Raw genomic sequence first — 4,521 nt, forward strand, 5'->3', positions numbered from 1 at the left:
AGGCGGAGGCGGCGCTGGTGGCGCAGGCGGTGGCTCAGGTGGTGGTGGCGCAGGCGCCAGCAGCGGCGGCAGCTCAGGCAGCGCCGGCGCGGCGGGCGGCTCAGGCAGCGCCGGTGCGGCGGGCAGCTCGGGCGGCAGCGGCAGTGCGGGCAGCGCCGCCTCGACAGGCGTCAGTGTCGGCAGCGCGGGGGCGGCGGCGACCAACAGCGTGGCGCCCGCTCACAATGGCGGCGTCGGAATAGGCGTCGGCGGCGCGGGCAACGGCGTCGGCGGCAACGGCAATGGTAGCGGCATCGATGCCGGCGGCGATCCGTCCGGCACGACCGCGCTGCAGGGCTCGGCGCGCCCCTATTCGTTGCGCGCCATCTATTTCCGGCGCGATCAGTTCAGGAGCACGGCCGACTGCCTGACGGCTGCCTACACCCAGCGCCTGCCGCTGGAAGTCTGCCAATGATCGACGAATCGGACGACGTCACGACCTGGCGCTTCCGTCGCGCGTCGGCGCTGGCCGTGGTCGCCTCGGCGCTGCTGCACGCGACGGCGCTGGCGGCATTGCTGCCCGAGACATTGCCGCGCCAGGAGCGGCTCAGCGAGCAGGCCATCGAGCTCACGCTCGAACGGCCGACGGCGCCGTTCGAAGAGGCGGCCGTGCCCGCCGCCGAGCAGGCGGCGCAGCGGCTGCCCTCCGGCGGATCGGGCACCGCGTCCGCCGCTCTCGCGCCCGGCCCGTCGGAAGCGGCGTCGGCGCCATTGCCGACGCCAGCCGAGCCGCACATCGCCCGCACCCTGCCGTCGGCCGAACCGCCGCCCGTACTGCTGTTGCGCGACTTCGGCACCAGCGCCGCGCCGCCGGGGCCACAAGCCACCCTGGAAACGATGCTGCCGGGTGTCGACGCGCCGCCGCTGGTCAGCGGCCGCGACTTCGCCCGCACCGCGCCGACCGCGCTTGCCAGGTCCTCTGTCCTGCAGAACCACCCGCAGGCACCCGCGCCGCAGCAACCCGTGCGGCAGGCAACCCCGAAGCGCGCATCCCAGCAGAACGAGGCCGATCTCTCGGGCGGCGCCTCGCCGGGCGCCCCCTCGCCGGTCACGCGAACGGCCGCCACCTACAGCGCCCACCAGGCACAGCAGGATTACCTGCTGCAGATCGTGCGCAAGCTGTCGCAGGCCCGCTTCACGCCGGCAACGCGCGAGGAGCGCGAGCGCGGCCTGGTGGTCGTGCGGATGACCATCGGCCGCGACGGCAGGCTGGTCGATGTCGCCCTTGCCAGGCCGAGCGGCTCGCCAGCGCTCGATCGCGGCGTCATGGAGACGGTCCGCAAGGCGTCGCCCTTTGCACCGCTGCCGGCGGAACTCGCCGACAGCAGCCATACGTTCGTCGTGCCGATCAACTACGAGCGCTAGTCAGGTAGTCCCACGCCGCGAGCGCATGGACCTTCATCACGTGATGGAACTCCGCCAGGCTGACGCTCTCGTCGACCCCGCCCATGCCGGCGGGTGAGCAGCCATAGACGAAGGCGGGCACGCCCTTGGCGCGCCAGAATCGCGTGTCGGTGCCGCCCAGGCTGACGATCGGCTGCGGCGGCGACGCGAGCAGTGCGCCGGCCAGTGCACCAGCGCGGCGCAGCAGATGGCCCATCATCTCGTGCGTCGGATCGGAGACGTTGGCCTCGGGGCCGCCCGGCAGCAGCTCCTCGAAGCGCGTGCCGGGATGGCGGGCGGCGATCTCGGCGACCCTGGCCAGTACCGCGGCGCGGCTGATGCCGACGGGCAGGCGGAAGTCGACTTCCAGCACGCACTGCGGCGGCAGCATGTTGATCTTCACGCCGCCCTGGATGGTGCCGACATTGACCGACACGCGGCGCATGACCTCGGCGGCGCCGGCGCCCAGCGAGAGCTCGGCGGCCGCCCGCACCTCCGGCCGGTCGAGAGTGGTCCGCACCGTTCCTGGCTCGTCGGGCACCATCTTCTCGATCGCCAGCAGATCCTGGATCAGCGCCGCCGCCACCTTGTTGGCGCTGCCGCCGGTGTGGGGATACGCGCTGTGGCCACCCTTCACGGCGATGGTGAAGCGCAGCCAAAGCATGCACTTCTCGCCGAAGCGCACGGTGGCAAGCCCGCTGGGCTCGCTGTTGAGCACGCATTCGCCCGTCACTTCGCTTGCGCAGTTCTCGAGCAGCCAGGCAGTGCCCCATTTGCCGCCGGTCTCCTCGTCCGACACCACGGTGAGGGTGACGCGGCCCGAAAGCTCCTCGCGCAGGCGATGGAGACAGGCGAAGGCGAACAGCAGCGCCGTGGTGCCGCATTTCATGTCGACGGTGCCGCGGCCGTGCAGGCGGCCGTCGGCGATGTCGCCTGACCGGGGATCGCGCTGCCAGGCGGCGCGGTCGCCGACCGGGAAGACGTCGAGATGGCCGTTCAGCACCAGATGGCGCCCGGGACCTTTGCCGCCCTCGAAGCCGGCGATGATGTTGGGATTGTCGGCCTTGGGCGCCTCGGTGCGATGGGCGATGCCTTCCTTGTCCAGAAAAGCGCGGAAGAGGTCGGCGGCCTGGCGCGTGTCGCCCGGCGGGTTGGCGGTGTCGATGCGTGCGAAGCGCTGCAGGAAATCGACCTGGCGCTCACGCTCGGCCTCGAGGAGAGCCAGCAGCTCGGCGTCGCGGCTCATGCGCGCACCAGGTCGGGCCGATCAAACCGAGGAACAGGCGCCTCGTGCACGATGCGGCCGTCCTTGATCACGGCGAGGCAAGGCGCGCCGCCAATGGCATAGGCGATGCCGCGCGGATCGTCGGTGTCCCATACCGCAAGGTCGGCGGCGCGGCCGACGGCAATCAGGCCGGCACTCGCCTGCAGGCCGAGCGCGCGGGCGCCGTTCACCGTGAAGCCCTTCAGCGCCTCCTCGGGCGTCAGCCGGAACAGGAAACAGGCGAGATGCATTTGCGACGCCGGCGAGACGGTGGGCGAGCTCACCGGGTTCGAGTTGGTGGCGAGCGCCATCGGCACGCCGAGCTCGCGGAAGAGCTTTACCGGCGGCTTCTGCGTCTCGTTCAAGGATAAGTGTGCGCCGGCCAGAAGGGTCGCCACGGTGCCGGCCTCGGCCATGCCGCGGACCGTCGCTTCCGAGGCGTATTCGAGATGATCGGCCGACAGGCCGCGATGCCGGGCGACCACGGCACCGGCGCCGAAGTCGGTGTACTGGTCGGCATGCAGCTTCACGCCGAGCCCGTACAACCGGGCCTTGGCGAACAGGCGATCCATCTGGGCGTGGGTGAAGCCCACCTTGTCGCAGAAGCCGTCGACCTGATCGACCAGGCCCTGGCGCACCGCCTCGGGCAATACCTCCTCGCTCATGAAGGTGACGTAGTCGTCGCGCCGGCCGGCGAATTCGGGCGCCAGGCCGTGCGCGCCGAGATAGGTCGAGACCACGGTGACCGGCAGGTCGCGACCGAGCCGGCGCGACACGCGCATGGAGCGCAGCTCCGTATCCATGTCGAGGCCCGCGCCCGACTTGCTTTCGACCGTGGTGACGCCGTTGGCGATCAGGCGGCTCATGCGCGCACGGCTCGCGGCGTAGAGCGCCTCTTCCGACAAGAGCCGCGTGCGCTTCACGAGGTTGCCGACACCGCCGCCGGCCGGCTCGAGGTCCCAGCGCTGGCCGCCCTGCGACAGCACCTCGAAGTCTATGAGGCCTTCCTCGCCGTAGACGATATGGGTGTGCGGGTCGACCAGGCCCGGCGTCAGGACCTTGCCGGAAAGGTCTCGCACCGTGGTGGCGGGCGGCGCCTGCGCAGCGGCGCCGATCCAGGCGATCTTTCCCTTCTCGATGCCGACCGCACCATCCTTCACCAGACCGAAGGGACGACCGTCGGCCATGGTGGCGACGGCGGCATTGGTCAGGAGCAAGTCGAGCATGGACGAACGCTAGCACGGCCTTGTTGACGGCCGACAGAACCAATACTCTCGGTGGCGAATGAAGCGGCTTTCTACCATCGTCGTCGACGCCAGCGCGACGCGGGTCGGCGTCGAGGCCAGCCGATGCCGCTGAAATGGGACATCTTCCACGACCAGAAGCTGGTGCATATCATCGCCGAAGGGCGCGTGACGCTGCCCGAGATGGAAGAGCATTTCGATGCCCTGGCGGTGGCCGACGTGCTGCAGTACGGCAAGCTGTTCGACGCGACCAAGGCCGATCCGATCTATACCGACGAGGACGTGATGGCGATGGGCGCCAGGCTGAGCGCCTACACCGCCACGCTGAAGAGCGGGCCGCTCGCCGTCATCGGCCTGAACGAAAGGGCGCGCACGGCCTTCCGGCGATTCGTCAATATCTCACCCGCCAGGCGCCCGGCGCGGCTGTTCAAGACCGAAGAACAGGCGCGCGCCTGGCTGAAGGAAGTGGCCGACCAGGTCGACGACCAGCGCAACCAGCCGTTCCACACGCCGAAGGACTGAAGGCGGCAGCCTCATGCTCTTCCGGATCGCGCGCTTCCAGCGCGCCTCATGAGCGCTGGAAGCGCGCGG

The 4,521-nt window shown here is 70.5% G+C and carries 4 protein-coding genes and 1 pseudogene; 3 read left to right on the forward strand and 2 right to left on the reverse strand.

From position 1 onward, the window contains the following. Together RSO01_RS48215 and RSO01_RS46045 are read left to right on the forward strand one after the other, a co-directional pair. A pseudogene (locus RSO01_RS48215) lies at nt 1–454 on the forward strand (hypothetical protein); the annotation flags it as partial. Then, a complete protein-coding gene (locus RSO01_RS46045; protein ID WP_147157349.1) occupies nt 451–1,404 on the forward strand; it encodes an energy transducer TonB in 954 nt (317 codons plus the stop codon). The pseudogene RSO01_RS48215 and the gene RSO01_RS46045, both read left to right, overlap by 4 nt. On the opposite strand, the gene RSO01_RS46050 is transcribed toward RSO01_RS46045, so the two are convergent. Further along, complete coding sequence (locus RSO01_RS46050) at nt 1,388–2,668, reverse strand: M20/M25/M40 family metallo-hydrolase (RefSeq protein WP_147157350.1); 1,281 nt, start codon at nt 2,666–2,668, stop codon at nt 1,388–1,390. The two genes, RSO01_RS46045 and RSO01_RS46050, sit on opposite strands and share 17 nt — an antisense overlap. After that, nucleotides 2,665–3,912 carry an imidazolonepropionase gene (gene hutI, locus RSO01_RS46055; protein ID WP_147157351.1) on the reverse strand — a complete coding sequence of 416 codons (1,248 nt, stop codon included), beginning with the start codon at nt 3,910–3,912 and terminating at the stop codon, nt 2,665–2,667. Before hutI ends, RSO01_RS46050 begins: the two co-directional genes overlap by 4 nt. A 123-nt stretch (nt 3,913–4,035) precedes the next feature. On the opposite strand from hutI, the gene RSO01_RS46060 reads away from it, so the two are divergent. Further along, nucleotides 4,036–4,452, forward strand: coding sequence for a hypothetical protein (locus tag RSO01_RS46060; RefSeq protein ID WP_147157352.1), 417 nt, complete (start codon nt 4,036–4,038; stop codon nt 4,450–4,452). Nucleotides 4,453–4,521: the final 69 nt, after the last annotated feature.

Source organism: Reyranella soli, from assembly GCF_007992495.1.
GTDB lineage: Bacteria > Pseudomonadota > Alphaproteobacteria > Reyranellales > Reyranellaceae > Reyranella > Reyranella soli.

What these genes read in the sequence shown, in the direction of transcription:
- RSO01_RS46050 (WP_147157350.1), bottom strand. Translation starts at nt 2,668, where the DNA reads ATGAGCCGCGACGCCGAGCTGCTGGCTCTCCTCGAGGCCGAGCGTGAG.
- hutI (WP_147157351.1), bottom strand. Translation starts at nt 3,912, where the DNA reads ATGCTCGACTTGCTCCTGACCAATGCCGCCGTCGCCACCATGGCCGAC.
- RSO01_RS46045 (WP_147157349.1), top strand. Translation starts at nt 451, where the DNA reads ATGATCGACGAATCGGACGACGTCACGACCTGGCGCTTCCGTCGCGCG.
- RSO01_RS46060 (WP_147157352.1), top strand. Translation starts at nt 4,036, where the DNA reads ATGCCGCTGAAATGGGACATCTTCCACGACCAGAAGCTGGTGCATATC.